Genomic DNA, 5033 nt, shown 5'->3' on the forward strand with positions numbered 1-5033 from the left:
CGCGTCAGCCGTACCGGTTCGGTGAACGTGCCGAGGGGCTGCGGGGTGCGCCGTGCGGTGATCCAGGCGCCGGTCTCGGGGTCGTCGAACTCGCGGACGGGCGCCGGGAGCAGCCAGGAACCGCCGAGTTCCGTGACACGCGGGGCGCTGGCCCCGCCGGGCAGGCCGGCGGCCTCGCCGTCGTCGGGCACGAAGGCGTCGAGGTAGACGAGGTGGCTGACGCGGTCGGCGATGTNNGCCGCGGACCTTGCGGAAGTCGTGGGCACCGCTCCAGGCGCCGTGGACCAGGACGAAGGTTGCCATCTGGTTCTCGATCCGTTCTTCCCGTGGAACAAAGCAGGGGAACAAAGCAGGGGATGGAGCAGGGGATGGGGCGTTCCGGCCGTCAGGCCTCCGGCGGGGTGACCACCAGGTGGTCGGGGGCCGGCTGGACCCGGCTCAGGTCCGCTTCCAGCAGCAGCGCGTCCCCGTTCTTCCCGACCTCCTTGAAGCCCGCGAACCGGTAGGTCACGAACATCATGCGGTTGCGTCCGGTCTCGACGAACTCCGCCTGGAGCGCCGCGCCGTGGTCGCGGGCGAGGGTCATGACGTGGTTGAGGAGGACCGCGCCGACGCCGCGCGACATCACCCGGCAGGACATCAGCAGCAGCTTCAGCTTCCAGACCGGTCCGCGCGTCTCGACCAGGGCGAGGCCGATCTTCCCGTACTGCCCGAAGCGGTCCTCCAGGTCGGCGACGAGCAGGCGGTGGTCGGGGGACGCGCACAGCTCCTTGAGTTCGTCGTAGGAGTAGGTCTTGCCGGTGGAGTTCAACTGGTTGGTGCGTACAGTGAGTTCCTCGGCCCGCCGCAGGTCCTCCTCGGCGGCGTCGCTGATGGTGAAGACCATGCCGAGGGTGGCCAAAAAGTCCTCGCCGGTGGTCTTCGCCTCCTCCTCCGCCTGGTCGCGTTCGATGGCGCTGCGGTACATCGAGCGGCGGTTGCGGGACTCGTCGGTGATGAAGCGGGGCCGGAACTCCTCCCAGCCGGAGACGGCCTGGCCGATCTCGGCCGCCGCGACGCACAGCACCTGCGGGTGGCGGAAGGCGACCTCCTCCAGTTCGAACTCCTGGTCGTCGACGAACGCGAGGGAGTCGACGCCGATGTTGAGGGCCGCGGCGATGTCGGCGACGGAGTCGGACTTGGGCCCCCAGCCGATCCGGGGGTGGAGGAAGTACTCGGCGAGCCCGAAGGCCTCCAGCCGCTCCAGCGCCGCGTCGTGGTCGTTCTTGCTCGCCACCGACTGGAGGATGCCGCGCGCGTCGAGTTCCCTGATCAGCTCCACGACCGCCGGCCGCACGGCGACGTCGCCGTCCTCCAGCAGGACGCCGTCCCAGAGCGTCTCGTCCAAGTCCCACACCACGCACTTGATCCGGCCCCGGCGCGGCTTGTCCCGGGGGGTGTCGCGCCGTCCTCCGGGGACGGCCGGCGCGCTTACCTGGCTGTCCACCTGTACGCCTCCTCAGCGATCTTGATCTGCTGGATCTGGGTGCTGCCCTCGATGATTTCCATGACCTTGGCGTCGCGGTAGTAGCGCTGCGCGGGATGGTCCGGGGCGCAGCCGGCGGCCCCGTGGATCTGTACGGCGTCGCTCGCGGCGCGGGCGGCGGCGGTCGAGGCGAAGTACTTGGCGATCCAGGTGGCCATGATGGTCTGCGGGTCCTGCCGGTCCTTGAGCTCCCCGGCCTGCCGGCACAGCAGCCGGGCCGCGCTGACGTCGGTGACCATCTGCGTCAGCATCTGCCGGATCAGCTGGTGCTCGCTCAGCGGCTGGGCCCGTCCGCCGCGTTCGGCGGTGAAGCGGGCCCCGGCCTCCAGGCAGGCCTGGACGATGCCGACGCTGCCGCAGGCGACGCTGTAGCGGCCGATGTCGAGGACGCCGGTGACGACGGTGGCGAGCGCGAAGCCGTCGGGGCCCAGGAGGGCGTCGGGGCCGAGCCGGCAGTCCCGGAAGTCGATCTCGGCGAGCATGCTGCCCCGGGTGCCGAGCATGCCGTGGACGGGCCGGACCTCGACGCCGGGGGTGTCGCGTTCGACGAGGAAGGCCGAGATGCCGCGTCCGGTGCGGGCGAACACGAGCAGGAGGTGCGCGATCTGCCCGCCGGTCGTCCAGCGTTTGGCGCCGTCGAGGACGAAGCCGCCGTCGTCCTGGCGTACGGCGGTGGCCGCGATGTTCGCGACGTCGCTGCCGGCCTCCCGTTCGGTCAGGCAGAAGGCGCCGACGGTCTCGCCGCGCGCCAGCCGGGGCAGCCAGCGGGCGCGCTGTTCGTCGCTGCCCCAGCGGGAGACCGCGTACGCCACCATGGAGTGGACGGTGAGGAGGCTGCGGACCGAGGAGCAGCCCCGGCCGACCTCCTCGTGCAGCTCCCCCAGGGTCACCATGTCCAGGCCCGAGCCGCCCACCTCGGCGGGCAGGATCGCCCCCCACCAGCCGAGTTCGCCCATGCGGGCCAGGACGTCGCCGGGTACGGCCTGGTCCCGGTCGAACCCGGCCGCGCGGGGCGCTATCTCGGCGTCGACGGCGGCCCGGAACTCCTCCCTGCCGTGGGGGCGGTCAGACATCCGACCGCGCCTGGGTCAGCCGCTCGACCAGTTTGGTCATGGCCGTGACGGTCCGGAAGTTGTCGAGTTCGAGGTCCTCGTTGGGTATCTGCACCCCGAAGCGCTTCTCGACGAACATGATGAGCTGGATGGTGAACAGCGAGTTGGCGATGCCTCCCGCGAAGAGGTCCTCGTCGTCGCCGATCTCCAGGTTGGGGAAACTGCCGGCCAGGAACTTCGCTATCTCCGGTCCCACCGCTGCCGTCATGTCAGACCTCCAAGGCGTAGGAGAAGAACCCCTGCCCGGACTTACGGCCGTGGAGTCCGGCGTCGGTCATCTTCTTGAGCAAGGGGCACGGTCGGTACTTGCTGTCACCGAAGCTCTCGTGGAGGACTTCGATGCTGTAGAGGATCGTGTCGATCCCGATCAGGTCCGCCGTCGCCAGCGGGCCCATGGGGTGGCCGAAGCAGGAGGTGAAGACCTTGTCGACGTCCTCCGGCGTGGCCACGTTCTCGTGCACGAGGAACGCGGCCTCGTTGATGGTGAGCATGAGGACCCGGTTCGACACGAAGCCCGGTGAGTCGTTCACGACGATCCCGGTCTTGCCCATGCTCGCCAGGAGCTGCTGGGCGGTGCCGACCGACTCCTTCGAGGTGTGGTGGCCGGGGATCAGCTCGACGACGGGTTTCCGCGGCACCGGGTTCATGAAGTGGATGCCCAGGACCTGCGCGGGGCGCCGGGTCAGCGAGCCGATGCGGGTGATGGGGATCGCGGAGGTGTTGGCGGCGAACACCGCGTGCTGCGGGCACACCTCGTCGAGCACCGGATACACCCGCGCCTTGATGTCCCAGCGCTCGGTGACGTTCTCGATCACGAAGTCGGCGTCGCCGAGGGCCTCGTAGTCGGTGGTGAAGGTGATCGCCTCCTGTGCGCGGGCGGCGTCCACGACCGTTCCGGCCGCCGTGCCGAGCAGCCTGCTGAAGCGCAGGTCGTTGCGGATCCGCTCGGCGGAGCGGTCCAGTACCTCCTTGCTGACGTCGATCAGAACCACTTCGTGCCCGGCGGTCGCCAGGTTCTGGGCGACTCCGCCGCCCATGACTCCCGCGCCCACCACACCGACCCGGCTCACGCCTGCCTCCCGTTGTGTCGGTCCTGCTGCTGTGTCGTCCCGTCGGGAAGCTGCGCCGCGACGACCGCGGCGAGTTCGGCGACGGTGAGGTTGTCGAAGAGGGACTGCAAGGCGACCTGGACGTGCAGGGTGTCCCGCAGCCGCGCCAGGAGTTTGATGCCGAGCAGTGAATGGCCCCCGAGTTCGTAGAAGTTGTCGTGCACGCCGACCTCGGCGACGCCGATCTGGTCCTGCCACAGCTCGGCGAGCGCCTGCTCCAGCGGGTCGCGGGGGGCGACGTACGCGGTGGCGAGCGCGGGCCTGGGGTGGGCCGCGGCGGGGGTGCGCGTCTCGTCCGGTTCGTCGGTGTCGGTGCCGAGGGCGCCGACGTTCGCGACGATCGCCGCGAGGTCCTTGGTCGCGACGGCCACCTGGGGCGACAGTTCGCGGGCCAGCAGGCGTTCGAAGGCCGAGGCGCCTTCGGCGGGCCGGATGCCGGTCTCCAGGTGGGCGAGGAAGGCGTTCTCGTCGTCCGCGCGGAGCTGCGGGTAGGCGTAGGTGCCGACCTCGTCGGAGCGGCCGTCGCGCAGGGCCGGCAGTTTCGTGTCGAGGGCGCGGGCCGTCTTCATGACGAACTCCTCGGCCCGCAGCAGGATCTGGCCGTCCTCGTCGAACAGGGTCACGTCGAAGGAGAGGGTCTCGCGCGAGGTGCGGGCGGGGTCGCCCCGGTAGGTGAGGAGGCTGTGGATGCGCGCGGGGAGCGGGCCGAGGACGTCGATGGCCCGGTAGCGCAGCGGCATCAGGTAGTCGCGTTCGAGGTAGAGGCTGGCGAACCCGGTGGCGATGTCCAGGAGGAAGGGGTGCAGGCCGAGCGCGGCCACCTCCTCGCCGTAGCGTTCGGGGACCGACAGCCGGGCCAGGGCCGTGCCCTCGCCGGTCCAGACGGCCTCCACGCACTGCGAGCGCGGCCCGAAGGTCATCGGCCCGTCGTGGCTCACCTCGCCCGCGTCGCGCAGGCCGTGCCGCTCCACCAGCTCGGCGGCCGTGTGGGCCAGGTGGGCGGGGTCCTGGTCCGGCAGGGGCAGGACGCGGCCGGTGACGTGCTCGCTCCAGCGCTCGCCGTCCGCGCTGACGACCGAGAACCGGTAGTCGTCGGCCACCTTGTCGAGGACCACGCGGACCTCGCGCTCCCGGCCCTCGCCGAGCACGACCGGCGCCAGGAACAGGACGTCCTCGAAGCGGACCGCGCCGCTCAGGCCCCGGTCGGCCGCCGCCGCGCGCACCATCTCCAGGTAGGCGGTGCCGGGGATCACGGAGATGCCGAGCATGCGGTGCTCGTCGACGAGC

The 5033-nt window shown here is 70.9% G+C and carries 5 protein-coding genes and 1 pseudogene; all 6 read right to left on the reverse strand.

Annotated features, from left to right (window positions below; all coding sequences use genetic code 11):
• Positions 1 to 235 (reverse strand): annotated as a pseudogene (locus AOK24_RS34175) (alpha/beta fold hydrolase); the annotation flags it as partial.
• Positions 236 to 385: 150 nt separating this feature from the next.
• A complete protein-coding gene (locus AOK24_RS34180) occupies positions 386 to 1486 on the reverse strand; it encodes an HAD-IIIC family phosphatase (RefSeq protein ID WP_055723887.1) in 1101 nt (366 codons plus the stop codon).
• Positions 1471 to 2598 (reverse strand): acyl-CoA dehydrogenase family protein, encoded by a 1128-nt coding sequence (locus AOK24_RS34185; protein ID WP_055723888.1) that lies wholly within the window; start codon positions 2596 to 2598, stop codon positions 1471 to 1473. Before AOK24_RS34185 ends, AOK24_RS34180 begins: the two co-directional genes overlap by 16 nt.
• Complete coding sequence (locus tag AOK24_RS34190; protein WP_055723889.1) at positions 2591 to 2845, reverse strand: acyl carrier protein; 255 nt, start codon at positions 2843 to 2845, stop codon at positions 2591 to 2593. Before AOK24_RS34190 ends, AOK24_RS34185 begins: the two co-directional genes overlap by 8 nt.
• A gap of 1 nt (position 2846) precedes the next feature.
• Positions 2847 to 3707 (reverse strand): 3-hydroxyacyl-CoA dehydrogenase family protein, encoded by an 861-nt coding sequence (locus tag AOK24_RS34195; RefSeq protein ID WP_079057140.1) that lies wholly within the window; start codon positions 3705 to 3707, stop codon positions 2847 to 2849.
• The coding region (locus AOK24_RS34200) for a polyketide synthase dehydratase domain-containing protein (protein ID WP_206191319.1) at positions 3704 to 5033 on the reverse strand (1330 nt) is incomplete at its 5' end. The genes AOK24_RS34200 and AOK24_RS34195, both read right to left, overlap by 4 nt.

The organism is Streptomyces niveiscabiei, assembly GCF_001419795.1.
GTDB classification, from domain to species: Bacteria; Actinomycetota; Actinomycetes; order Streptomycetales; family Streptomycetaceae; genus Streptomyces; species Streptomyces niveiscabiei.

Excerpts from the sequence above, each read along its gene's own strand:
- AOK24_RS34190 (WP_055723889.1), bottom strand. The coding sequence starts at position 2,845 with ATGACGGCAGCGGTGGGACCGGAGATAGCGAAGTTCCTGGCCGGCAGT.
- AOK24_RS34185 (WP_055723888.1), bottom strand. The coding sequence starts at position 2,598 with ATGTCTGACCGCCCCCACGGCAGGGAGGAGTTCCGGGCCGCCGTCGAC.